Origin of the sequence: Paraburkholderia sp. CNPSo 3272 (assembly GCF_024206495.1) — a bacterium.
Lineage (GTDB): Bacteria > Pseudomonadota > Gammaproteobacteria > Burkholderiales > Burkholderiaceae > Paraburkholderia.
The window spans coordinates 19248-43090 of record NZ_JAMBPQ010000035.1 but is presented as its reverse complement, the minus strand read 5'-3'; the positions used below and the strand labels follow the sequence as shown (position 1 = coordinate 43090).

General features: G+C 64.6%; 24 protein-coding genes and 1 pseudogene. 17 read left to right on the top strand and 8 right to left on the bottom strand.

The genetic code is table 11. The features are described 5' to 3' along the window. Positions 1-30: 30 nt before the first annotated feature. The 3 genes from gyrB to dnaA all read right to left on the bottom strand — a co-directional run bounded on the left by gyrB (position 31) and on the right by dnaA (position 5580). Entirely contained in the window at positions 31-2505 is a 2475-nt protein-coding gene (gyrB, locus tag M3I53_RS29615) for a DNA topoisomerase (ATP-hydrolyzing) subunit B (protein ID WP_254319361.1), read from the bottom strand. Positions 2506-2618: 113 nt separating this feature from the next. Then, a complete protein-coding gene (gene dnaN / locus M3I53_RS29610) occupies positions 2619-3722 on the bottom strand; it encodes a DNA polymerase III subunit beta (protein ID WP_254319360.1) in 1104 nt (367 codons plus the stop codon). 274 nt (positions 3723-3996) lie between these two features. Continuing rightward, positions 3997-5580, bottom strand: coding sequence for a chromosomal replication initiator protein DnaA (gene dnaA / locus M3I53_RS29605; protein WP_254319359.1), 1584 nt, complete (start codon positions 5578-5580; stop codon positions 3997-3999). Between the two features lie 423 nt (positions 5581-6003). Between dnaA and rpmH the strand changes: the two genes are divergently transcribed. The 4 genes and pseudogenes from rpmH to yidC all read left to right on the top strand — a co-directional run bounded on the left by rpmH (position 6004) and on the right by yidC (position 8796). Continuing rightward, entirely contained in the window at positions 6004-6138 is a 135-nt protein-coding gene (gene rpmH, locus M3I53_RS29600) for a 50S ribosomal protein L34 (protein WP_026120950.1), read from the top strand. A 91-nt stretch (positions 6139-6229) separates the two neighbouring features. Beyond that, positions 6230-6652: pseudogene (gene rnpA, locus M3I53_RS29595) on the top strand (ribonuclease P protein component); the annotation flags it as partial. 203 nt (positions 6653-6855) lie between these two features. Beyond that, complete coding sequence (gene yidD / locus M3I53_RS29590) at positions 6856-7086, top strand: membrane protein insertion efficiency factor YidD (protein WP_028203242.1); 231 nt, start codon at positions 6856-6858, stop codon at positions 7084-7086. Positions 7087-7116: 30 nt separating this feature from the next. Continuing rightward, on the top strand, positions 7117-8796 hold the full coding sequence (gene yidC, locus M3I53_RS29585) for a membrane protein insertase YidC (RefSeq protein WP_254319358.1): 1680 nt from the start codon (positions 7117-7119) through the stop codon (positions 8794-8796). 133 nt (positions 8797-8929) lie between these two features. Here yidC and M3I53_RS29580 read toward each other — a convergent pair whose 3' ends face one another. Beyond that, complete coding sequence (locus M3I53_RS29580) at positions 8930-9349, bottom strand: helix-turn-helix transcriptional regulator (RefSeq protein WP_254319357.1); 420 nt, start codon at positions 9347-9349, stop codon at positions 8930-8932. Between the two features lie 362 nt (positions 9350-9711). On the opposite strand from M3I53_RS29580, the gene mnmE reads away from it, so the two are divergent. The 5 genes from mnmE to M3I53_RS29555 all read left to right on the top strand — a co-directional run bounded on the left by mnmE (position 9712) and on the right by M3I53_RS29555 (position 13861). Next, positions 9712-11112, top strand: coding sequence for a tRNA uridine-5-carboxymethylaminomethyl(34) synthesis GTPase MnmE (gene mnmE, locus M3I53_RS29575; RefSeq protein ID WP_254319356.1), 1401 nt, complete (start codon positions 9712-9714; stop codon positions 11110-11112). Positions 11113-11269: 157 nt separating this feature from the next. Beyond that, positions 11270-11581 (top strand): DUF4148 domain-containing protein, encoded by a 312-nt coding sequence (locus M3I53_RS29570; protein WP_069264556.1) that lies wholly within the window; start codon positions 11270-11272, stop codon positions 11579-11581. Between the two features lie 424 nt (positions 11582-12005). After that, entirely contained in the window at positions 12006-12194 is a 189-nt protein-coding gene (locus M3I53_RS29565) for a hypothetical protein (protein WP_254319355.1), read from the top strand. Between the two features lie 144 nt (positions 12195-12338). Then, the gene (locus M3I53_RS29560; protein WP_254319354.1) at positions 12339-12572 is read left to right on the top strand and encodes a hypothetical protein; all 234 of its coding nucleotides are present in this window, start codon (positions 12339-12341) and stop codon (positions 12570-12572) included. Between the two features lie 263 nt (positions 12573-12835). Next, entirely contained in the window at positions 12836-13861 is a 1026-nt protein-coding gene (locus M3I53_RS29555; protein WP_375542604.1) for a S1C family serine protease, read from the top strand. A 54-nt stretch (positions 13862-13915) separates the two neighbouring features. On the opposite strand, the gene M3I53_RS29550 is transcribed toward M3I53_RS29555, so the two are convergent. Next, complete coding sequence (locus tag M3I53_RS29550; protein ID WP_254319353.1) at positions 13916-14308, bottom strand: ecotin precursor; 393 nt, start codon at positions 14306-14308, stop codon at positions 13916-13918. A 217-nt stretch (positions 14309-14525) separates the two neighbouring features. On the opposite strand from M3I53_RS29550, the gene M3I53_RS38305 reads away from it, so the two are divergent. Beyond that, positions 14526-14657 carry a hypothetical protein gene (locus M3I53_RS38305; RefSeq protein ID WP_302057890.1) on the top strand — a complete coding sequence of 44 codons (132 nt, stop codon included), beginning with the start codon at positions 14526-14528 and terminating at the stop codon, positions 14655-14657. On the opposite strand, the gene M3I53_RS29545 is transcribed toward M3I53_RS38305, so the two are convergent. Both M3I53_RS29545 and M3I53_RS29540 read right to left on the bottom strand, forming a co-directional pair. Then, on the bottom strand, positions 14651-14815 hold the full coding sequence (locus M3I53_RS29545) for a hypothetical protein (protein WP_167334410.1): 165 nt from the start codon (positions 14813-14815) through the stop codon (positions 14651-14653). The two genes, M3I53_RS38305 and M3I53_RS29545, sit on opposite strands and share 7 nt — an antisense overlap. Before the next feature lie 218 nt (positions 14816-15033). Further along, positions 15034-15660 (bottom strand): LysE family translocator, encoded by a 627-nt coding sequence (locus M3I53_RS29540; RefSeq protein WP_254319352.1) that lies wholly within the window; start codon positions 15658-15660, stop codon positions 15034-15036. Between the two features lie 493 nt (positions 15661-16153). Between M3I53_RS29540 and sap1 the strand changes: the two genes are divergently transcribed. Both sap1 and M3I53_RS29530 read left to right on the top strand, forming a co-directional pair. Then, complete coding sequence (gene sap1, locus M3I53_RS29535) at positions 16154-16495, top strand: surface attachment protein Sap1 (protein WP_254319351.1); 342 nt, start codon at positions 16154-16156, stop codon at positions 16493-16495. 251 nt (positions 16496-16746) lie between these two features. Then, complete coding sequence (locus tag M3I53_RS29530; protein WP_110383224.1) at positions 16747-17301, top strand: YaeQ family protein; 555 nt, start codon at positions 16747-16749, stop codon at positions 17299-17301. 17 nt (positions 17302-17318) lie between these two features. Here the strand turns inward: M3I53_RS29530 and M3I53_RS29525 are convergent, their stop codons facing one another. Continuing rightward, positions 17319-17729: a VOC family protein gene (locus tag M3I53_RS29525; RefSeq protein WP_254319350.1), complete on the bottom strand. Its 411-nt coding sequence runs from the start codon at positions 17727-17729 to the stop codon at positions 17319-17321. Positions 17730-18267: 538 nt separating this feature from the next. On the opposite strand from M3I53_RS29525, the gene ada reads away from it, so the two are divergent. From ada to M3I53_RS29500, 5 genes are all read left to right on the top strand, one after another. Then, on the top strand, positions 18268-19428 hold the full coding sequence (gene ada, locus M3I53_RS29520) for a bifunctional DNA-binding transcriptional regulator/O6-methylguanine-DNA methyltransferase Ada (protein ID WP_254319349.1): 1161 nt from the start codon (positions 18268-18270) through the stop codon (positions 19426-19428). After that, positions 19425-20447 (top strand): AlkA N-terminal domain-containing protein, encoded by a 1023-nt coding sequence (locus M3I53_RS29515; RefSeq protein ID WP_302057889.1) that lies wholly within the window; start codon positions 19425-19427, stop codon positions 20445-20447. Before ada ends, M3I53_RS29515 begins: the two co-directional genes overlap by 4 nt. Before the next feature lie 190 nt (positions 20448-20637). Next, positions 20638-22260 carry a glutamate--cysteine ligase gene (gene gshA / locus M3I53_RS29510; RefSeq protein WP_254319348.1) on the top strand — a complete coding sequence of 541 codons (1623 nt, stop codon included), beginning with the start codon at positions 20638-20640 and terminating at the stop codon, positions 22258-22260. A gap of 217 nt (positions 22261-22477) precedes the next feature. Next, a complete protein-coding gene (locus tag M3I53_RS29505; RefSeq protein WP_254319347.1) occupies positions 22478-22960 on the top strand; it encodes a hypothetical protein in 483 nt (160 codons plus the stop codon). A gap of 122 nt (positions 22961-23082) precedes the next feature. After that, entirely contained in the window at positions 23083-23784 is a 702-nt protein-coding gene (locus M3I53_RS29500; protein ID WP_254319346.1) for an OmpA family protein, read from the top strand. Positions 23785-23843: the final 59 nt, after the last annotated feature.

Sequence of the window (23843 nt, the reverse complement as noted above, 5' to 3'; positions counted from 1 at the left end):
CGTTTGTGGTTCAAAGGCAGCAGCAGACGATCAAACGTCGATATTCCCCGCCCGCAGCGCATTGCTTTCGATAAACGCCCGACGCGGCTCGACATCGTCGCCCATGAGCGTCGTGAAGATGCCATCTGCGGCGATCGCGTCCTCGATCTGCACGCGCAGCAAACGGCGCACCGTCGGGTCCATCGTCGTTTCCCACAGCTGCCCGGGGTTCATTTCGCCAAGCCCCTTATAGCGCTGCTTCGACACGTTGCGCTCGGCATCGGCGATCAGCCACTTCATCGCGCTCTTGAAGTCGTTCACGGCCATGCTGCGCTCGCCGCGTTTGATCACGGCGTTCTTGCCGATCAAGCCCTTGAACGTATTGGCCGTATTCACGAGCTGCTGATAGTCGGCGGTGAGCTGGAACTCTTCGTCGATCACCGAAACCTTCACGTTGCCGTGATGGCGGCGCTCCACGCGCAGCGAACGTTGCTCGCGCACCTGGTCGTACATCGGCACCACGCTCACTTCAGGCTTGAGCGGATCGTCGCGCAGCTGCGCTTCGAGTGCACGCGCCGAAGCCTCGGTCGAGGCTTCGCTCGACAGGTCGATCGCCACGCCGTCCATGATCGCTTCGAGCGCGCGCTCGTCGTACAGACGCGAGAGACGATCCACCACGCCGCGCGCAAGCTGGTACGAGCGCGCGAGTTCGCCGAGCGCGTCACCGGAGATCGGCGTCGCGCCTTCGTTCGGCACGAGCTCGGAGCCTTGCAGCGCGAGACGCAGCATATGCGCGTTGAGCTCCGAATCGTCCTTGAGATAACGCTCGTCCTTACCCGCCTTGAGCTTGTACAGCGGCGGCTGCGCGATATACACGTAGCCGCGTTCGATCATCTCCGGCATCTGGCGATAGAAGAACGTGAGCAGCAGCGTGCGGATGTGCGCGCCGTCCACGTCCGCGTCGGTCATGATGATGATGCGGTGATAGCGCAGCTTGTCGAGGTTGTAGTCGTCCTTGCCGATGCCGCAGCCGAGCGCGGTGATCAGCGTGACGATCTGCTCCGAAGACAGCAGCTTGTCGTAACGGGCCTTTTCGACGTTCAGCACCTTGCCGCGCAGCGGCAGGATCGCCTGGAACTTGCGATCGCGGCCTTGCTTGGCCGAGCCGCCTGCCGAGTCGCCCTCGACGATATAGACCTCCGACTTCGCCGGATCCTTTTCCTGGCAGTCCGCGAGCTTGCCCGGCAGGCCCACGCCGTCGAGCACGCCCTTGCGGCGCGTCATTTCGCGCGCCTTGCGCGCAGCGTCACGTGCGCGCGCGGCGTCGACGATCTTGCCGCAAATGGTCTTCGCGTCGTTCGGCGTTTCGAGCAGGAACTCTTCGAGCGCCTTCGCCACGACGTCTTCGACCGGCGCGCGCACTTCCGAGGAAACCAGCTTGTCCTTCGTCTGCGAGCTGAACTTCGGCTCCGGCACCTTCACCGAAAGCACGCACGACAAACCTTCGCGCATGTCGTCGCCCGAGGTTTCCACCTTGGCCTTCTTGGCGATTTCGTTGTCGGCGATGTACTTGTTGATCACGCGCGTCATCGCCGCGCGCAGGCCGGTCAAGTGCGTGCCGCCGTCGCGCTGCGGGATGTTGTTCGTGAAGCACAGCACGCTTTCGTTGTAGCTGTCGTTCCACTGCATCGCCACTTCGACGCCCACGCCGTCCTTCTCGCCTGAGATGTAGAAGATGTTCGGGTGCAGCACAGTCTTCGCCTTGTTGATGTACTCAACGAAGCCCTTCACGCCGCCCGCGAAGGCGAAATCGTCTTCCTTGCCGGTGCGCTGGTCGGTCAGGCGAATACGCACGCCGTTGTTCAGGAACGAGAGCTCGCGAATACGCTTGGCGAGAATGTCGTAGTGGTACTCCACGCTGCCGAAGATGGTTTCGTCGGCCATGAAGTGCACTTCGGTGCCGCGATTTTCGGTGTCGCCGAGCAGTTGCATGGGCGAGACCGTGTGGCCGTCGCGCTCTTCGAGCACACGGTTCTGCGGCACGCCACGGTGAAATTCCATGAAGTGCTTCTTGCCGTTGCGGCGCACCGTGAGGCGCAGGAAGCTCGAAAGCGCGTTCACGCACGATACGCCCACGCCGTGCAGACCGCCCGAGACCTTGTAGCTGTTCTGGTCGAACTTGCCGCCCGCGTGCAGCTCGGTCATGACGATTTCGGCGGCGCTGCGCTTCGGATCGTGCTTGTCGTCCATCTTCACGTCCGTGGGAATGCCGCGGCCGTTGTCGGTGATCGAGATGGAGTTGTCCGCGTGGATCACCACGCGGATGTCGTTACAGTAGCCGGCGAGGGCTTCGTCGATCGAGTTGTCCAGCACTTCGAAGACGAGATGGTGCAGACCGGTGCCGTCCGACGTGTCGCCGATGTACATCCCGGGCCGCTTGCGCACTGCCTCCAGACCTTCGAGGATCTGGATCGACGAGGCGCCATAGCTGCTGTTGTCGGGTTGCGAGTTGTTCGTATCAGTCATGGAATTTTCCGGTTCTGCGTACTGCCTGTGTTACTGCTCGAGACTTTTTCAAAAAGCCATAAAAACGCCAAAGGGGCGCAGCGCCCCCTGGTGTTCTTCTTCTGTCGCGCTTTTTAGATGCGCATCGGCATCACCACGTACTTGAATTCCTCGTTCTCGGGAATCGTGATGAGCGCGCTGGAGCTTGCGTCGCCGAGGCTCACTTCCAGCGTGTCGACCTTCAGGTTCGCGAGGACGTCGAGCAGATACGTGACGTTGAACCCGATGTCGATGGTGTCGCCCTGATAGGCGATTTCCAGTTCTTCCTGCGCCTCTTCCTGGTCGGCGTTGGTCGACATGATCTTGAGCTGGCCCGGCTCGATGATGCAGCGCACGCCCTTGAACTTGTCGGACGTGAGAATCGCCGCGCGTTGCAGCGAGCGTTGCAGTTCTTCGCGCCCGATCTGGAAGGAGTTCTGGTGCGCCTTCGGGATCACGCGCTGGAAGTCCGGGAACTTGCCTTCCACGAGCTTCGAGACGAGCTCGACCTGGCCGAACGTGAACTTCACCTGGGTCGAACCGATGTCGATCTTCAGCACGTCGTCGATGTCTTCGAGCAGGCGCTGGAGTTCGAGGATAGTCTTGCGCGGAATGATGACTTCCTGGCGCGCGAACGAGCCTTCGATCTTCATCGACGAGAACGCGAGGCGGTGGCCGTCGGTGGCGACTGCCATGAGCTGGTCGCCGTCCACGACGAGCAGCATGCCGTTCAGGTAGTAACGGATGTCCTGCTGCGCCATGGCGAAATACACCATGCCGAGCAACTGGCGGAACGTCTTCTGCGGCACCGCGAGGTTCGCGCCGAAGTCCCTGGCCTGCGCCACCGTGGGGAACTCGTCCGCGGCGAGCGTTTGCAGCGCGAAGCGGCTCTTGCCCGACTGCACCGTCAGGCGCTTGTCCGCGAGCGTGAGCGTGACCTGGCCGTCGGGCATCGCGCGCAGGATGTCGAGCAGCTTGCGTGCGGCGACGGTCGTGGCCACCTGGTCATTGCCGACGCCGAAGTCGGCGGTCGTGGTGATCTGCAACTCGAGGTCGGTCGACAGGAACGAGACGTCGGAACCGGTTTTGGTGATCAGCAGATTGGCGAGGATCGGCAACGTGTGGCGGCGTTCGACAATGCCGCTCACCGTTTGCAGCGGCCTCAGCAGGTTATCGCGTTCGGTCTTGACCAGTTGCATAGAGTTCCTTCGTTGATGTGACGGACTGCGCGCCCGCCTGGCGCCGGTTTTGCCGACGTGACCCCACGAAAGTCACGCGGCTTTGGCGCCGCTCAGGCGGTTAATACGGCACAGGCCGCTGCGTGGTTCCCGCCCCGGACCGCCGGGCGGTTAAACCCATATTGTGCCTGAAAACGGACCACTTCCCTAAATTGGGGGCGATCCGCGAAATAAACAGGGCAAAACTTTTGGGATGCGACCGGGAGCCCCGCCATTGCGCTGCCGCCGATGCCTGTTACCCCTTCAGCGTCTGCTCGAGCACGTGCAGCTCATGATTGAGCTGGGCGTCCTTGGTGCGTTCGTCGGCGATCTTGCGCACGGCGTGCAGTACCGTGGTGTGGTCGCGGCCGCCGAACAGCTCGCCGATTTCCGGCAGGCTCTTCTGCGTGAGCTCCTTGGCCAGATACATGGCGATCTGGCGCGGGCGCGCGATGTTCGCCGGGCGCTTCTTCGAATACATGTCGGCGACCTTGATGCTGTAGAAGTCCGCCACCGTCTTCTGGATGTTTTCGACCGAAATCTGGCGGTTCTGCACCGTCAGCAGGTCCTTGAGCGCTTCCTTGGTCAGCTCGATCGAGATTTCGCGGCCGTGGAACTTCGAATACGCGAGGATCTTGCGCAGCGCGCCTTCGAGTTCGCGCACGTTCGAGCGCAGGTGCTTCGCGACGAAGAACGCCACGTCCTCGTTCAGGCTCACGCCTTCCGATTGCGCCTTGCGCATCAGAATGGCCACGCGCATCTCGAGCTCCGGCGGCTCGATCGCCACGGTCAGGCCCGAGTCGAAACGCGAGATCAGACGGTCGTCGATACCCGAGATTTCCTTCGGATACGTGTCGCTCGTGATGATCACCTGCGCCTTGTTGGCGACGAGCGCCTCGAACGCGTAGAAGAACTCTTCCTGCGTGCGCGACTTGCCCGAGAAGAACTGAATATCGTCGATCAGCAGCAGGTCGAGCGAGTGGTAGTAACGCTTGAAGTCGTCGAACGCCTTGCGCTGGTAGGCCTTCACCACGTCGGACACATATTGTTCGGCGTGGATGTAGCGGATGCGCGCACCCGGCTTGTCGAGCAGAAGCTGGTTGCCGATCGCGTGGATCAGGTGGGTCTTGCCGAGGCCCACGCCGCCGTAGAGGAACAGCGGGTTGTACGAGATGCCGGGGTTGTCGGCGACCTGGATGGCGGCCGCGCGCGCGAGCTGGTTCGCCTTACCCGTCACGAAGTTGTCGAACGTGAGCACCGGGTTGAGCTTCGAGCGCTCGTAGGTCGGGTCCGGCTCGCCGCTCGAAGCGGCCGCAGCCGCGCCCTGGCCCGGACGCCATGTGCGGCGGCCGGCGGCGGCCTCGTTGGCGTCGAGGCTCGGCAGATCGAGGTCGGCGGCGTCATCGGCCGTGGCCTGCGCGGCGGCGGCCGACGCGGCATGCACCATGCCCGCGAGTCCCGTCCCGCCCGTCACGGCGGCAGGCTGCGGCGCGGCGGCTGCGCTCATGACCGATGCGGACGCAGGCGCGGCAGCCACCGGCGCGCGCGACGCGGCCGCGGGCGCCGGTGCGACGTGAGGCGCGCGCATGCCCGCCTTCGGGTCGAGGACGAACTGCACGTCGACGGGGGTCTGCCAGAAGTCGCGCGCAAGATCGGTGATCCGGCCCGAGAACTGGCTCTTGACCCAGTCGAGCTTGAAACGGTTGGGAGCGGCTATCTGCAGCGTGTTCGCCGCAGCATCGAAGGCAACCGGGGCCAACGGTTTAATCCACGTCACGTACTGCTGGGGCGTTAGCTCACGCTCCAGTAGTGCGGAACAGTGTTGCCAGAATTCGTTCATCGAGTTGCTGTGGTCGTTTTGTTTGCATGCGTTGCGGTCGCCCCGCTCTTGTCGCGCACACGCGACGAGGCCCTGACGAGGCGACGGCAATGGCTCCGGAAGCCCGCGCGGCAAAGGTCTTGCGGCAAGCAGGCGGGCCGGAGCGGCATGCAGGATTCTTGGGATAGGCGAGATTCTAACGCCGAAATCCCCTCAGCAGGAAGTTATCCACAGGGACTGATCAACGCACGCTCGTTCGCGCCCCCGCCACGGTCGATGCAGGCGGCGCGCGCCCGGTCCAGAAGGTTCGATCGCCTAACCTATTGACGGCCAACGAAAAACCGGCTTAAATAGCGGGTTCCTCGAAAACCAATCCCTAGTACCACCGGCCATTGCCTTTTTCCGCGATGCTCGCCGCGGTCATAACTCAACAGTGAGAGCAACATGAAACGTACTTTCCAACCTTCCGTTACCCGTCGTAAGCGTACCCACGGTTTCCGCGTGCGCATGAAGACCGCTGGTGGCCGCAAAGTGATCAACGCACGCCGTGCGAAGGGTCGCAAGCGCCTCGCCGTCTAAGTCGGGCAGCATCGCTATCAGCGAAATCACGGGTAGCGGCCCGCTCGCGAGCACGGCGAACAGGACGAACCCGGTAACTGATCGGGGCGTCATGCCGTCGCGAACGCAAGCCGCTTTTCCGAAAGCCGCAAGGCTACTGAAAACGGATGAGTTCTCATCCGTTTTTCGTTTGCGCCCCTGGCGCCGCACCGAGCACTTCGTCGTGTACGGCCGGCCCACCGGCAACGAGGCGCGGCTCGGGCTCGTGATCGGCAAGAAGTACGCACCGCGCGCGGTCACGCGCAACCTGGTGCGCCGGATTGCCCGCGAAGCGTTTCGTGTGCGCCGTGCGCAGCTCGATGGTTTCGACCTGCTGCTGCGCCTGCATACGAAGTTCGATCGCAAGGCACGGCCGGCGGCGTCTTCGCCGGGGCTCAAAGCTTTATGCCGCGACGAGATCGAGACGCTGCTCGAAAAGGCCGCGCGCGAAGTCACGCGGCGCGGCGGCGCTGCGCCTGCGACATCTGCGCGCACCCCTTGCGCGACGCAGGCTGCGTCACCAAGTGGGCAGGCAGCCGGGGAACCGGCGCAGGCCCAGGCCAGTAAAGATTTGCCGCCGGACGAGAGCAAGACCCGCCCATCATGAGCGGGCCGCGCGAGTCCGGCATATCCGACGTAGCCGCCGCGCAAGCGGCACGTGGTCCGTCTTCGAACGCGGCGCAGCCAGGCCGCAACGCCATGCAAACGGTATTGATCGCACTGCTGCGTTTCTACAAGCTTGCCGTGAGTCCCCTCCTCGGCAGCCGGTGCCGTTTTTATCCTTCCTGTTCGGATTACGCACGCGAGGCAATCCAGTATCATGGCGCCGCGCGTGGGACTTACCTCGCCGCGCGGCGGCTGTGCCGCTGCCATCCGTTTTCGGCGGGCGGCGTCGATCTCGTCCCGCCTGCATCTCCGAAAAAGCGCTGACGCGCCATTCCATCGACACTGAGACAACGCATGGATATTAAACGCACCGTCCTATGGGTCATCTTCTTCATGTCAGCTGTCATGCTGTACGACAACTGGCAGCGCGACCATGGACGCCAGTCGATGTTCTTCCCGAACGCGACGCAAACGCAGACGCAAACCGCCGCGGGCGGCCCTGCGCCGGCTAGCGCCGCCAACGGCGCGTCCGACCTGCCGACGGCCGCCGCCGCCGCCGCGGGCCAGGCGCCGACGAACACCGCCCAGCCGGCTGCAGCCGCAGCACAGCTCGTTCATTTTCGCACCGACGTCTACGACGGCGTGATCGACACGCGCGGCGGTACGCTCGTGAAGCTTTCGCTCGTGAAGGAAAGCGCCGACGGCAAGGGTCCCGACCAGTACATCACGCTGTTCGACCACACCAACGACCACACGTACCTCGCGCGCACCGGCCTGCTCGGCGGCGACTTCCCGAACCACAACGACGTGTTCACGGCGGTCGAAGGTCCGCGCGAGCTGACCGGCGACGCCAACTCCTTCCAGATCGCGCTGCAGTCGCCCGAGAAAGGCGGCGTGAAGGTCACCAAGACCTACACGTTCACGCGCGGCAGCTACGTGATCGGCGTGGACTGGAAGGTGCAGAACGTCAGCGGTGCGCCGGTTTCGCCGACGCTCTACATGGAAATCGTGCGTGACAGCCAGCCGGTCGAAACGCCGCGCTTCTCGCACACGTTCATCGGGCCGGCGGTCTACTCGAACGAGCATCACTTCCAGAAGATCACGTTCGGCGACATCGACAAGAACAAGGCTGACTTCGTGAGCCAGGCCGATAACGGCTGGATCGCGATGGTGCAGCACTACTTCGCGACCGCGTGGATTCCGCAGCAAGGCGTCAAGCGCAGCATCTACGTCGAGAAGTTCGACAACTCGCTCTACCGCGTGGGCGTGAAGCAGCCGCTCGGCACGATCGCACCGGGTGCGACGGATACCGTGCAGGCGCGCCTCTTCGCAGGTCCCCAGGAAGAGCGCATGCTCGAAGGCATCGCACCGGGTCTGGAGCTCGTGAAAGACTACGGCTGGGTGACGATCATCGCCAAGCCGCTCTTCTGGCTGCTCGAGAAGATCCACGGCTACGTGGGCAACTGGGGCTGGTCGATCGTGCTGCTCACGCTGCTCATCAAGGCCGTGTTCTTCCCGCTCTCCGCCGCCAGCTACAAGTCGATGGCGCGCATGAAGGAAATCACGCCGCGCATGCAGGCGCTGCGCGAGCGCTTCAAGAGCGACCCGCAGAAGATGAACGCGGCGCTCATGGAGCTGTACAAGACGGAGAAGGTGAACCCGTTCGGCGGCTGTCTGCCGGTGGTGATCCAGATCCCGGTGTTCATCTCGCTGTACTGGGTGCTGCTCTCGTCGGTGGAAATGCGCGGCGCGCCGTGGATTCTCTGGATTCACGACCTTTCGCAGCAGGACCCGTTCTTCATCCTGCCGGTGCTGATGGCCGTCTCGATGTTCGTGCAGACCAAGCTGAACCCGACGCCGCCGGACCCCGTCCAGGCGAAGATGATGATGTTCATGCCGATCGCGTTTTCGGTCATGTTCTTCTTCTTCCCGGCCGGCCTCGTGCTGTACTACGTCGTGAACAACGTGCTGTCGATCGCGCAGCAGTACTACATCACGCGCATGATGGGTAAGGGCAAGAAGAAGCCGGCCTGAGTGCCCGGGCGGCAGTGATGCCGCCAGCTGAATCAAGGCTCAAAAAAGCCGTCCGGTGCGAACCGGACGGCTTTTTGCATTATCGGAGCGCCATTTCCTTGACGGCGCAGAGCGCGGCGTTCGCGCGAGCGCGTCAGTTCTTTTCGGCGTCGCCGTAGAATTGGGCGACCAGCTCCTGCACGAGATAGCGGTGATGAGCGCTGAGTGACTCGATCTTCGAGGCCAGTTCGAGCGTTTCCTCGGAAACCGGATATTTGCCGTCGGGCTTGCGCGGCCGCGGCACGCCCGCGCCTGCGTTGCCCGGAGGCCCGTAATGCAGCCAGTGGATGTCCACGTCGAACCATTTCGCCAGCGTTTCCAGCTTGTCCTGCGTGGGAATGGTGCGGCCGCTCAGCCACTTGTGAGCGGTTTGTGGCGAAACCGGATGCTCGCCGTGATGGCGCAGGTTGAACCGGTTCGCCAGATCGGTGCTGCCGCGTAGTTTTTCGGGCGCGCGCTTCATGGCGAACTTGAGACGTTTGGCGAAAGCGGCTTTTTCGTTGGGGGTCGGCATGGGCCAAATTGTGCAACCCGAAATTGCCGAAGATGACAACCGGTTAGGCTACATTTAACGTATAAAAGCGATAATTCACCTGCTTCTGGCCGCCTTATGACTTCGGTCGAGATCGCCGTCCATTCCCTTATGGCAAGACATTGGCGAAATGCGGCGCCCGAATTATCCGAAATCTGACGGAATTCCTTAAGACTAATCTTAGCTAAATTAAGATAAAGCGAGACGATTCCCGGGCGGCAGTTCAGCCGGAAAACGCTCTGCCCGGCGCGTTACAATGCCTCGCGTTTTGCGAGTGCTCGTAAGAGCGCAGTGAGTCGCCACACTCCATCCCGATTCCAGCCCTGCTCTACGGTCCGCCTATCATGCTCGCCACCGACTCCGATCCCATCGTCGCCATTGCTACTGCGCCCGGCCGCGGCGGGATTGGTGTCGTGCGCGTCTCGGCCGGCCGTGCCGGCGCGGCGGCGACCGCTGCGTTGATGCAGGCCCTCACGGGCCAGGACCTGGTTGCACGCCACGCGAGCTACGTGCCGTTCCTCGACGGCGCCGGCACGGTGCTCGACCGGGGTATCGCGCTGTCCTTCCCTGCGCCGCATTCGTACACCGGCGAGCACGTACTCGAACTGCAGGGCCACGGCGGCCCGATCGTGCTGCAACTCGTTTTGCAGCGCTGCATCGAGGCCGGCCGCGAGTTCGGACTGCGCCTCGCGGAACCTGGCGAATTTACGCGGCGCGCGTTCCTCAACGACAAACTCGATCTGGCCCAGGCGGAAGCCGTGGCCGATCTGATCGAGGCGAGCACCGAGGCGGCGGCGCGCTCGGCCGGGCGCTCGCTCGACGGCGCGTTCTCGCGCGACATTCACGCACTCGTGGACGACGTCGTGACGCTGCGCATGCTGGTGGAGGCGACGCTCGATTTCCCCGAGGAAGAGATCGACTTCCTCGAGGCCGCGGATGCCCGCGGCAAGCTCGCACGCATTCGCGAGCAGCTCGACCACGTGCTCTCCGAAGCGCGCCAGGGCGCACTGCTGCGCGAGGGACTTTCGGTCGTGCTCGCGGGACAACCCAATGTGGGCAAGTCGTCGCTTTTGAACGCGCTGGCAGGCGCGGAACTCGCGATCGTGACGCCTGTGGCCGGCACGACGCGCGACAAGATTTCCCAAACCATCCAGGTCGAAGGCATTCCGCTGCATGTCATCGACACTGCAGGTTTGCGCGACACCGAGGACGAGGTTGAAAAGATCGGCATCGAGCGTACGTGGAGCGAGATCGGCCGCGCAGACGTGGTGCTGCATCTGCTCGATGCGCGCACGGGCATGAACGCCGAAGACGAGGTGATCGCCGCGCGCTTTCCCGCCGGTGTGCCGGTCGTGCGTGTGCTCAACAAGACCGACCTGACCGGTGTGCCGCCCGAAGTGGCGAAGCGTCGTGCCGGCAACGGCAGCGAAGTTTGCGAGTTGCGCCTTTCGGCGAAACAGGGCGACGGCGTCGGGCTGCTGCGCGCCGAGTTGCTGCGTATTGCGGGCTGGCAAGCGGACGCGCAGAGCGTGTATCTCGCGCGCGAGCGGCATCTCATTGCGCTGCGCGCGGCGCGCGAGCATCTCGCGCAGGCGGCAGCGCATGCCGATCAGAACTCGCAACTGCTCGATCTGTTCGCCGAAGAACTGCGGCTCGCTCAGGAATCGCTGAATTCGATTACCGGCGAATTCACGTCCGATGACCTGCTGGGCGTGATTTTCAGCCGCTTTTGTATCGGGAAGTAACCCTCAAGAGCCCCTCGCCCCGCACCATTCTTCTCCAGCCTGGAACAATCCCTTCGAAGGCCGAGGGTTAACCCTCGGCGGCAATGCTCCTAGACTTTCGCTCATCGGATGCAGACACGTCGTCGCACCGAATCAAAAGCCAAAGGAGGTAGTTAGCATGAAGTCCCTGATCCAGACCGTAGCCGTTGCCGTTGCACTCGTGGTGCCGATGGCATCGTTCGCGCAATCGAATGCTCCCGTGACCCGCGCCCAGGTGCGCGCCGAACTCGAACAGCTCGCGAAGGCGGGCTGGCATCCGGGCGCGGGGGCGGACCCGCACTACCCCGACGATCTGCTCGCAGCCGAAGCCAAGGTAGCCGCCGCGAACGGCGCAACGAGCGGCTATGGCGGCGTGGCAGCCGGCAACTCGGATGCCGGCCGCCCGGCGGTGCCCAAGGCCGACTGGAACGCCATGTATAACCATCCGTAACACGGCAATACTGCTGAAACGCCTGCGATGATCCCGCGCAGTCGTTTCGCATACCTGAACGAATACCTCCGCCGTCGTTGACGCGACGGCTTCGCTCGGGCCCGCGGGCCTGGGCGCTTTTTCCAGCGACCGTAGAGTGAATCGGCGACGCTGCTCAAAAGCAAAGCTTCTTCAGCCATACTTCAGCGCACTACGAGCTGAGTGCAACGTCATTTAATTCGTAGTGCGATCAATCCATAAGCCCCCAAGCAGGCGGCTGACTTGCGCGGGCCTCAATGCTTGCGCTCGCAAACACGCCCTTGCCTCACTCCGCAAACGCACAGCGGCCTTGTGTGCGGCTGTAATTTGTGGACACACATCGTTGCTTTTCCAAACCCTTGCCTCGGCGTGGCTCGCCGACAATTAGAGGTATAGGAGAACGACGATGAAAACACTCTTCTGCGTAATCGCTCTGGCCGGCTTGTCGGCCGGCCTCACGGGTTGTGTCGTGGCGCCGCCGTACGCGTATGCACCTGCGCCGGCCTACGGCTATGCGCCGGGCTACTATGCGGCGCCGTCGGTGGATATCGGCGTTGGCGTGGGAGGCTATTACGGCCACGGCTGGCGACGCTAAGGGTCCGTAACAAGCCGTCTGAAAGGTTGACGTCAGACCTTTGCACTCGACCTATCCGATGTGATAGCTGGACACGCGCCGCCGCCGAACTAAAGTGGCGAGACACGTTTTCACAAGACGTTGGACCAGCGCACGGGGGCACTCATGAGATTCATCGACGACGAGATCGCGCATATCACGCGCGCAATGGCGCCCTCGTTATCCGCTGGCACGACGCCCGCCGTCTTTTCATTCGATTACTGGTACGAGCGCCTTTGCGCGTTGCTCGGCCTCGCCCAGATCACGCCGTCGCAGTTCCGCACCGTCGACGCGCTCATGGTCGAACTGGAATCCCGCCAGGCTTGCACCGGCGCTGCGCGCGAGGCGCTGGCCGCCTGATTCACCGGTTCACACGTTTGCTTTGCGAGCGCCCGGCGCCGCGAATTCCCGCTTAACCTCGCCATGTCACCCGAGCATGGATTAGCCCGCGCGAGCGGGCTTTTTTCTTTTGCGGGGCGCTCGCCAACCGGCCGGCAGACGTAGAAAGACCACGCACGGCAGGGGCCGCGGTCAAGACCGGCGTCTCGGCCGACTCGGCGCGCGCTCTTGAAAACGTCGCGCGCCCCCTGCATGTAGAGCCCACTTTTTCGGAGATTCAGATCGTGGGCAGACGACCTTCCTTCATTGACGATCTGGCTCGCGGCGTCCCTCCCGACGGCGCGGGCCAGCGCCCGGGCTTCGACGACGACGCGCTCCTCGACGCCTATTCGCGGACCGTGATCGGCGCACTGGAGCGCGTGCAGCCGGCTGTCGCGCACATTGCCGTCGAGCGCCGCGCATCGGGCCAGGCGCCTGCGCGCGGCGGCAGCGGCTCGGGCTTCCTGTTCACGCCGGACGGCTACTTGCTGACTAATAGCCACGTCGTGCATGGCGCAAGCAAGCTGAGCGTGACGCTTGCGGACGGCACGACGCAGAGCGCCGACCTCGTCGGCGACGACCCGAGCACGGATCTCGCCGTGCTGCGCATCGGCGCGGCAGAGGCGCTCCCGCACGCGCAGCTGGGCGAATCGGCGGGCCTGCGCGTCGGGCAGATAGCGATCGCCGTGGGCAGCCCGCTCGGCCTCGCGCAAACGGTGACGGCGGGGGTGGTGTCGGCGCTCGGCCGCTCGCTGCGCTCGGAAGCCGGCCGCATGATCTACGACGTGATCCAGACCGATGCCGCGCTCAATCCGGGCAACTCGGGCGGGCCGCTCATCAATTCGGCCGGTCAGGTGATTGGCGTGAATACGGCGATCATTCCGGGCGCGCAGGCCATCTGCTTCGCCACGGCCATCGACACGGCAAAGTGGGTCATCACGCAGCTCTTCGCGCACGGCCGGGTGCGGCGGGCCTATATCGGCATTGCCGGCACCACGGTGCCGATCGCGCGCAAGGTGCAGCGCTACTTCAGCCTGGGCGCGACAACCGGCGTGCGCGTGATGGAGATCGTCAAGGGCAGTCCCGCTGCGCTCGGCGGCCTGCGCGTGGACGACACGATCGTGACGATCGATGGCGTGCCGGTCGACGGTATCGACACGCTGCAGCGTCTGTTCGATGTCTCGCGCATTGATCGCATGGTCGAAATCGGTGTCATCCGCCTGACACAGCGACTGAACCTGAACGTGACGCCCGTCGAGCAGGCGAGCTAGCCAAAAGGAAGGACAGGTGAGGGCGGCGCACCGTGGCGTGCGCCGCTGCATGCGTTACCAGCCGCCGCCGGGCTGCGCATAAACCGGCTGTTGTCCGTAGCCGGGCTGCGCATAGCCGTCGTCATACTGCGGCGGCGGAGGCGGCGCGGGCTGGACCGGCGCGCAAGGCACGTAACGGCCCGAATACTGGTCGAAACACGCCGCGCCGGCCGGGGCGGCGGCATAAACCGGCGCCGGCTGGGCATACACCGGCGCGGGCTGCACGTAAGCCGGCTGAGCCGGGTAGGCCACGGCCGGGCCGCTGTTCAGCACGGCGCCCACCGCTGCGCCAATCAACGCGCCGCCAACCAGGGCGCCAACCACGTCACCGCCGTGATCGTGCGCACTCGCGGGGCCAGCCGCCACCGCAACCCCCGCCAGCACCAAAACGGCTGCCATCTTTCGCATGTCGTTCTCCCTGAGAACCTTTGAAAACATGCGAGCGATTGTCAGCCCGATTGCTGGATACAGGTGCTGCAAGTGGTAACGCCGAATTACGCAAAGGTGTGGCTTGCCAGCGCGCTGGCCGGGAGCGAATCCCGTCAGCGTGCATGATCGCCGTCGTGTGCGTCTGCCTCGTGTATGCGCGGCGTGCTACCGCGCTGCGCGGCGGACGGACAGAGGGGTGAGCGCGATGGATGACACCATCAGCACGAACAATGCGACGAAGTACGCCATCAAGGAGAGCTCGAAATCCACGAGTGCACCCACGTGCTTCGGCGCGTTCATCCGCGCGATCGTTGCTCCCGCTCAGTGATGCAGGAAGCTGCGCAGCGGATGACGCCAGTCCATATGATGTCCGTCTCCCGCTTCTACGCGCTGTCGATGCTCCTCGAGGATTTCGTCGGAAAACAGGAAGACGACAATGACAAGGGGAATCACCAGAAACGCGCCCAGTATTACGTGTTCGATCACGATTACCTCCTGGTTGTCAAGCGGTTTGCAATTGCATTGTAGCCAAGACGCGACAGTTTGCACATCGGGCGCGCACTTAAGCTTGGAAACAATGTTCGCCAACCATCACAAGCCCCCGGAGCACCCTGCGTGCCCGAACTAAGGCGCGTAATCGCGGCCCGGTTCGCGGCTCTCAGGATGACCCCGCGTCAGGGTCGCCGTCGATCCGGATCCGCCGCTTATGTCGCCGACTTTCTCCAGGCGGCGGCAAAGAGCCCGGCGCCTATTAGCAGCGTGCCGCCGGTACGATTAACCGCGCGCTGCACGCGGGGGCTGCGCACGACCTTGCGCGCGGCCGCCGCGAGCATCGCGTAGGCGAGAGCGTTGAGCGTCGCCAGCACGAGGAAGGTGGCTTCGAACACGACGATCTGCGATGTCATGGCCGTATGCGGATCGATGAACTGCGGCACGAAGGCGACGAAGAAAATGATGCTCTTCGGGTTGAGCGCCGTGACCGCGTATGCATGCGCGAAGATGCGGCCGGTGCGAGTCTCGGAGGTATCCGGTGCGTCGCCAACGCCAACGGGCGCGCGCCAGAGCTTCACGCCCAGATAGATTAGATAGGCGGCGCCAATCCATTTCAGCACCGAGAACAGCGTGGCGGAAGCCGCGAGGATCACACCGAGTCCGAGCATGGAGGCGGTCATCGCCGTGAAGTCGCCGAGCGCGACGCCGGCCGTGGTTGCGAGCGCGTAGCGCCGGCCGTGGCCAAGCGCATAGGAAACGACCAGCAGCACGGTCGGGCCGGGAATGGCGACGAGAATGGCCGACGCAATCGCGAACGGCAGCCAGTGAGCGAAAGTCATGGGGTTCCTCCATTGGGAAGCCCGATTTATCCACGAACCTTTGCGCGAGGCAAGCGCGGCGTACCGCTTTGTTTCGAGAGCCGCAAGGGCGCCTGGCATCGTTTTTATTCTGTCGCCAATCCATTAATGCCGGCTTTGTCAATTCGCGCCCCCGTGACTTTGGGTGCGCCGCGTCATTGGCTGCCCGGCGATCTACTGGACCGTTTAAATCAAACGCAACCCGACCATCCTTATTCCCGTTATAACCGGCTGTGCCTTGTGGAATAAGGCGTGGGACTCTGTAATCGATGCTTCGGAGTGCTGCTGGACGCCCTCTTGTGCCGAGCTGCATGGCATAGCCGCGCTCGGCACCCTGCCGCACGCCTCGAAGACTGTTGCAAGCGCACACAAGTCGGGCTTGCAGTCTTTCACCAGTTTTCTATGGTTAACGACGCGGGTGAGGCATGAAAGTTAAATACATAGCTAACCTGAGCAAAACCCGCAGGAGGCAATCATGAAAAGGCTATCCGGTATGGTCGTCGCGGCGGCGAGCCTTGCTTGCGTCGTCGCGGTGCAGGCTCAGGATGTGAGCGTCAAGCCGCAGCAAACGGTGCAACTCAAGCCGGGCTCCTATGGCTGCCTCACGAAAGACAAGCTCGACGCCGTCGCGCTTCACGAGCAGGCCGGCGAGCATCAGCAGATGCAGGAATACTTCACGGGATTCCAGTGTTTGTCCACGCCCGACAACCAGTCGTTCCGCGTCGTACAGGTGGTGGGCCACGACGTCGAATTCGTCAACGCGGCGAATACCGACGAGCAAGGTCTCTGGACCACGGATCGCTTCATCAAGCAGTAAGGCTGCCTCTTCCAACGCGCCTCTCGACATGGCCCGGCGCACGCGCGCCGCGGCCCTCGTGCTTGCCGGGTGCGCGGCCGTGACGTAATGCAACACGTCGCGCGCCGCTGTCAAACCCCCGTCATTTTCTCGTCAGACCATCCGCATTGCGTCGCGCGCCGCTCGACCCACGCTGCGCGTCGACTCGACCGGCACATCGCTTGCTAGAAATTTCGCTATCATGTGCGGCTTTCGCGCGACCGGAATTCGGTATGGCACTCAAATCGACCATCTACAAGGCAGAACTGCAGATCGCAGACATGGACCGGCACTACTACGCCGACCATGCGCTCACGATCGCGCGCCATCCGTCCGAAACCGACGACCGCATGATGGTCCGCATCGCGGCGTTCGCATTGTTTGCGGGCGAGCGGCTCGAATTCTGCAAGGGCCTGTCCGACACGGACGAGCCCGATCTCTGGTGCAAGGACTACACGGGCGCGATCGAAACGTGGATCGAGGTCGGCCAGCCCGACGAGCGCCGCATTGCCAAGGCAAGCGGCCGCGCGGGCGAAGTCATCGTGATCGCCTACGGCGGGCGCACCTCCGACATCTGGTGGCAAGGCGTGCGCAACAAGGTCGAGCGCCTGCGCAACGTGACTGTCTGGTCGCTGGGCGAGGGCGTTGCCGCGTCGCTCGGCGCGCTGGCCGAGCGCACCATGCGCCTGCAATGCACGGTGCAGGACGGCGCGGCGTGGATCGGCAATACCAGCGCCGAGCCAGTGGCTGTCGAATGGAGCGTGTTCAAGGCGCCCGAGAACGTCTGAAAGCCGGCTGCCCGCGTTCAGGCGTGCGGCGGCCCCTTGAGTTCCACCATGTTGCCTTCCGGGTCGAACAGATACAGCGACGGCCCCATACCCTCCGCCCCATAGCGTTCGACGGCATTGCCGGGACGCGCGCCATGCTGCGTCAGATGTGACGCGAGCGCCTCGGCGTCGAACGGCTCGACGCGCAGACAAAGATGATCCATGTTGCCGCTAGCGCCAGAGGGCGGCGCGCCGGAACCCCGGTCCAGCGGGCCGCCGATCGTCACCAGATCGATGAGCGAGCGTCCCGCGCGCAACTGCACGAGGCCGAGATCGCGCTGTTCACGCTCCGGCTCGCAACCGAGTACTTCGCAGTAGAACCGCGTCATGGCGTCCATGTCGGCTGCCCGGATAACGACGTGATCGATCTCGCGAATCTGGATCCGCATGGCGTCCTCGAAGTCGTGCTGGGATTCTCATGATGGACCTGTGAACGCGCGGCTGCGCAGATGGCGCGCATTCAGCGAAACTCGCGAGCCGGAATCGGCCGCAGCGGAACAATGAGAAGCAGCGGAAAATAGCAGAAAGCAGTGGAGTGGCGGGTGCGCCGAGAGTAGGGCGAGTTGACGTATGGAAAACGCTGGACGAAAAAAAGCCCGCTGCTGTGAGCGGGCTTAATCCATATCAGGAGGAGACATGGAGGAGACAGGAACCACTATACCGAGTCGGCTGTCGCGACGCAACAGTTTTTTAAGGGAAAACCCGCAAACTTGCCATTTTGTCGCACGGGAATCGACAAGACGCCATCAGGGATTCACCGAAGACCATAAAAGGACCCGATCAGGGCGCTTTCACGGCACGTGTGGACTGCAATGACAGCGCAAGATCCGGCGCGCCGTCGTTCCTACCCAAAGTTAGAGTAACGGCATACAGACAGGCACTTCGAGGAGCCCTCAAATGAGCGCCGTCCCTGCAATGAAACCAGCGATGAAACCCGCCGAACCCGGCCACACGCCAGCCAGCGAATGGACGAACGACGCCGACCGTTGGCAAGCCGTCACGTCGCGCGACGCCCGCGCCGACGGCGCGTTCTTCTACGCCGTGCGCACCACCGGTGTGTTCTGCCGCCCGTCGTGCGCCTCGCGGCTGCCGCGGCGCGAGAACATCGAATTCTTCACCGAGGCCGACGACGCGCGCGCGGCCGGCTATCGCGAATGCAAGCGCTGCCGCCCGGGCGGCCTGCCGCGCGAGCTGGAGATCGTGCGGCGCGCGTGTGCGGCGCTGGACGCCGACCCGCAAGAGCGGCTCACGCTCGCGCAACTGGGCGAAGCCGTGCACCTGAGCCCGTTTCACCTGCAGCGCCTTTTCAAGCGCGTGCTGGGCGTCTCGCCACGCCAATACCAGGCGGCGCGGCGCGGGGCGGTGCTGCGCGACGCGCTGGGCGGGGGCGCTGACGTCACGCGCGCCAGCGCCGACGCGGGCTTCGGCTCGTCGTCGCGCCTCTATCACAGCGTGCCGGGCGAACTGGGCATGGCGCCTTCCGCCTATCGCCGCAAGGGCGCGGGGCTGACGATCCACTACGCCGCCACGCCCACGCCGATCGGCTTCGTGCTCATCGCGGCAACGGAGAAGGGCATCTGCCGGATCGCGTTCGGCGACGATGCCGAGACGCTCACCGCCGCACTCACCGCCGATTTCGCGAACGCGCAGTGCATCGAGGACAAGGCCGCGATCGCGCCGTTCGCCGCGCAGATCGACGCGTATCTGCACGGCCGGCGCGAGCGTTTCGATCTGCCGCTGGACATTGCCGCGACGGCATTCCAGCAGCGCGTCTGGGACGCGCTCCAGCGCATTCCCTATGGCGAGACCCGCAGCTACTCGCAGATCGCCGAAACGCTCGGCGCGCCGAGCGCGGTGCGGGCCGTGGCGAGCGCATGCGCGTCGAATCCGGTGGCGCTGGCGATTCCGTGCCATCGCGTCGTGCAGAAGGGAGGCTCGCTCGCGGGTTATCGCTGGGGTCTCGAGCGCAAGGTGGCGCTGCTCGACTGCGAAGCACGCGCATCGCAAGGCGCGCAAAACGGCGCAAAAAACCCGAAAAACAACCGTTCGACCTCGAACCGCGCCGACACGCCGGAGACCGCCACTTGAGCGCCATCGCCTCGCAGTCCGCAGCACAACCCGAGGCGCCGACGCGCGGCGCCACACTCGAACTGCCGTTTCGCGCGCCCTACGACTGGCCACGTGTGCTGCGCTTCTTCAGCGGCCGCGCAACGCCGGGCGTCGAGGCGGTGGAGGACGGCGCGTGGCTGCGCGCAATCGATTTCAACGGCGCGAGCGGCACGCTCGCCGTGCGCCGTCACGCGCGCAAGCATTGCCTCGTCGTGCAGATCGACGGACCCGTGAGCGCGCATGCGGCGGCGCTCGCCGCACCGCTCTCGCGCATGTTCGACCTGCAGGCCGACCCCGCCGCCGTTGCCGCGCATCTGCGCAGCGACCCGTGGCTTGCGCCGCTCGTCGCGGCCGTGCCGGGGCTGCGCGTGCCCGGCGCGTGGTCAGGTTTCGAGCTCGTGGTGCGCGCGATCGTCGGCCAGCAGGTCAGCGTGAAAGCGGCGACGACCATCATCGGGCGCCTCGTCGAACGCGTGGGCAAGCGCATCGACGACCATGCGCACGCGCGCACCGCGTGGCGCTTTCCCACACCCGCCGCGCTCGCCGCCGCCGATCTCGCGGGCATCGGCATGCCGGGCAAGCGCGTCGCCGCGCTGCAGGGCTTTGCGCAGGCCGTGGCGAGCGGCGCGGTGATCATCGAACGCGACTACGCAGAGAACAATAAAAACAAGCCGCGCGGCAAGCGTCAAAGCAGACAAATCGACGCGATCGCGCCGGAGTCCGCCGACCTCGACGCCATGCGCGCGGCACTGCTCGCGTTGCCCGGCATCGGACCGTGGACCGTCGAATACGTCGCGATGCGCGCATGGCGCGACGCGAACGCGTGGCCCGCGACTGATCTCGTGCTGATGCAGGCCATCGCGGCGCGCGATCCGGCGCTCGTGCGCGCGACCCAACAGCGCGCCCGCACTGACGCATGGAGCCCCTGGCGCGCGTACGCGGCCATGCATTTGTGGAACGAAATCGCCGATCGCGCGGGCGCGGCGCGAGGAGGCTAGGGCAACGGAAGGCCGCGCCAGGAACGGGGTGCCACCACCGCGAGAAGCGCGCGCCGACCGGCCAAAACCGCGCCCGAGGCAGGCCCAAGCAGGTCTTTCGGCGAGATGTTAAAGTGCCCGCTACCGAAAAGAATCCCGGCCAGCGAGCGCTCTCAGCACGGCGCCGCCGGCCCGAGCCCGACTTGCCTCAATGTCAGACACGACCTCTACACGCACGAACGACGTTCTCGCGCAGCGCCTTTCCGTGCTGGGCGACGGGCCACATCGCGGCGCGCTCACGCGCGGTCTGCGCGGCATCGAGAAGGAGAGCCTGCGCGTGACGCGCGACGGCCGGCTCGCCATGACGCCGCACGCGACAGCGCTCGGTTCGGCGCTCACGCATCCGTCGCTGACCACCGACTATTCGGAAGCGCTGATCGAGATCATCACGCCTGCCGAGCCCGACGCCTCGATCACGCTCGCGCAACTCGACGAGCTGCACCGCTACGTCTATGCGGTACTCGCGCGTGACGGCGAGATGCTCTGGAACGAATCGATGCCGGGCCTCCTGCCCGACACCGACGACGGCATTCCCATCGCGCGCTATGGCAGCTCGAATATCGGTCGCCTCAAGTACGTGTACCGCATGGGCCTCGCGCTGCGCTACGGCCGCACGATGCAGTGCATTGCCGGCATCCACTACAACTACTCGCTCAGCGAAGAAGTGTGGCGCGTGCTGCATGCGCATCATCAGTCCACGGCCTCGCTCACCGACTATCAGTCGGAGCGCTACCTCGCGCTGATCCGAAATTTCCGCCGCACGAACTGGCTGCTCATGTACCTGTTCGGCGCCTCGCCCGCGCTCGACGCGCGCTTCCTGCGCGGCCGCGAGCACAAGCTCGAAGCGCTCGACGCCGACACGCTCTATCTGCCGTATGCGACGAGCCTGCGCATGAGCGATCTTGGCTACTCGAACACGACGGGCCAGTCCGCGTTGCGCGCCGATTACGACACGCTGGCAGGCTATCTCGACGCGCTCGCGCAGGCCGTGAGCCAGCCGTATCCGCCCTACGAGGCGATCGGCACGCATCGCGACGGCGAGTGGGTGCAGATCAATACGAACGTGCTGCAGATCGAGAACGAGTTCTACTCGACGATCCGCCCGAAGCGCGTGACGCATCCGGGCGAGCGGCCGCTGCATGCGCTTGCCGCGCGCGGTGTGCAGTACGTCGAGGTGCGCTGCATGGACATCGACCCGTTCGAGCCAATCGGCATCTCGCTCGAAACCGCACGTTTTCTCGACGCCTACCTGCTCGCCTGCGCGCTCGATGAAAGCCCTTTCCTGCCTGACGACGCCTACGCCGAATCGAATGAAAACTTTGGCCTGGTGACGAAAGAAGGGCGCCGCCCGGGTCTCGCGCTCAAGCGCGACGGCAAGGACGTGCCGATGCACGAGTGGGCCGAAGCGCTGTTCGAAAAGATCGGCCACGCGGCTGCCGTACTCGACGCGGCGCACGGCAGCGACGAACACAAGCGCTCGCTCGCGACACAGCGCGCGAAGCTGGCCGACCCGTCGCTCACGCCGTCGGCGCGCGTGCTGCGAACCATGCACGATAGCAAGCAGTCCTTCCTGCAATTCGCACGTGCACAGAGCGAGCACCACGCGGCGCAATTTCTCGCGCGTCCGCTCGACGCCGCGGCTACGGCCGAGTTCGAAACGCTCGCGCGCGAATCGCTCGCGGAGCAGGCGCAACTCGAGCGTGACGAAGTGGGCTCGTTCGACGCGTTCGTCGCCGCCTATCGCGCTTATACGCTCAATCGCTTCAGCGTCTGAGCCGCGCGCCGGTGCGCCGCTGCGGCGCCCCCCTCCCATCGATATTCGTCCCAGGCACCGCATTTGCTCGCAACACCAGCCTGCAGATGCGGTCCAACCAGGGTAGGCGCCGCGTTATCGAAGCGCGCTGACGACACGCGCCGGACGAACGAAGCTGAAAACACCAAAAATGCACGGGCCGCGTGCAATGCGGCTCACTCTGGGAGGAATCCACGCGATGAAACGAATTCTTGCGATCCTGCTGTGCGCGACGGCTGCGGCCTGCGCGTCGCGCGGGCAGGTCGAACCCGACGTCATGCAGATCGCGACCGCGCCGCTCACCTGTTCGAACAAGACGGAATGCGATCTCTGGTGGCAACGCGCCCAGGACTGGGTGCGCAGTCATTCGAAGTACGAAGTGCAGACCGTGACCGACACGCTGATTCAGACGTCGGGCCCGGGCGGCGGCCGGCGTCTGCTCGCCTATGAAATCACGAAACAGGCCAACGCCGACGGCACGGCCACGATCGGCTTCGCCGCGCACTGCGACAGTTCGCTCGGCTGCAAGCCCAACCCGTGGTCGGCGGGCGCGGCGTTCAAGCAGTTCGTGCGAACCGGCGTCGATGCGCCGATTCCCGGCGACACGACCACGGGCGCAGGCGGCGACACGGCCGGCGTGAGCGGCGCAGCCGTGGCGGAGCCGGCTTCGAGCGCGCATTGATCGGCACGTGGCCGATTTTGGGCATTGTCTGATTGAGGGAGGGGTTGAGGAGCCCGTATCTTGGGCTGGTTTCGGCCGGCTTAGTCCGGGCCGTTCGACCTCATCCACAACTCGAATCGACAATGAAACTGCGCCTTCTGTCTGCCAGTGCCGCGGCTGCCGTCATCGCCGCCGCCGCTGGCTGCACCACCGCCTCAGGCCCCACCCACAATCTCGACATCGTCACGCTCGCTAACGGCTCGCAAGCGTATCGCGTGCAATGTCTCGGCCTGTTCGAAAGCTCCGGGACCTGTATGAAAAAGGTCAACGAGGTCTGCGGCAGCAAGACGCCGGTGCGCGTCTCGTCGGTGGACCGCGCCGTTGCCGGCTTCAAGCCGGAAGACGACCCGCGTGAAATCACGTTCACCTGCCAGCCGCCGCAGCAGCCAGCGTCGGCGCCAATCGGCGAAACGCCGCCCCAGGTTCAGCCGCGCACGATCACGCTGAACGCCGACGCCAACTTCGCGTTCGATAAGGCCGCTCTGCTGCCCGAAGGCAAGCGCGCGCTCGACCAGTTCGTCAGGCAAAGCGACGGTGTGAACATCGGTACGGTCGTGATCGACGGCCACACCGACTCGGCCGGCTCGAAGGCCTACAACGATCGCCTCTCGCTGCGCCGCGCCGAAGCCGTTCGCAGCTATCTACAGTCGCGTGGCCTCCACGCTGGCCAGTATGAAGTGCACGGCTACGACTTCTCGCGGCCCATCGCGTCGAATGCCACGCCTGAAGGCCGCGCGCGGAACCGTCGCGTCGAGATCCAGACGAGCGGCATTACACAGCGCTAGTCACGCAGCGCAACGCGCACCCGGTCGCCCGCTCACTTGGGCGGCCTTTCGCGGGACCG